This window comes from Pseudoalteromonas sp., from assembly GCF_036960685.1.
Taxonomy (GTDB): domain Bacteria; phylum Pseudomonadota; class Gammaproteobacteria; order Enterobacterales; family Alteromonadaceae; genus Pseudoalteromonas.
The window spans coordinates 1-562 of record NZ_JBALXK010000077.1 but is presented as its reverse complement, the minus strand read 5'-3'; the positions used below and the strand labels follow the sequence as shown (position 1 = coordinate 562).

The 562-nt window shown below is 41.1% G+C and carries 1 pseudogene; it reads left to right on the top strand.

The features are described from left to right. Positions 1-562, top strand: a pseudogene (locus V7783_RS21130) (malate synthase G); the annotation flags it as partial.

The window sequence follows — 562 nt, the reverse complement described above, 5'->3', positions numbered from 1 at the left end:
GGTGATTTATCCGAAACCTTTACTAAGGGTAATAAGACCTTAACACGTTCCCTAAAACCGGATCGTCAATACACTTTAAAAGCTGGTGGTACACTTAGTCTACATGGACGCAGTCTATTATTGATTCGTAATGTTGGCCACCTGATGACTAGCAATGCCATCTTAGATGCGTCAGGCAACGAAGTACCAGAAGGTTTTATTGATGCACTCTTTACAACCTTGTGCGCAATGCACGACTTTAAAGATGATTGCCGCTTGCATAACAGCAGAACCAAAAGTATTTACATTGTTAAACCTAAAATGCATGGCCCAGAAGAAGTCGCTTTTAGTAACCAACTATTTAATCGTGTAGAAGATGTATTGCATCTACCACGTTACACCATGAAAATTGGTGTAATGGATGAAGAACGCCGTACCACTGCCAATTTAAAAGAATGTATTCGTGCCGTGAAAAACCGCTTAGTATTTATTAATACTGGCTTCTTAGACCGCACTGGCGACGAAATGCATACCTCTATGGAAGCAGGCCCCATGCTACCCAAAGAGATGATTAAGCAACAAC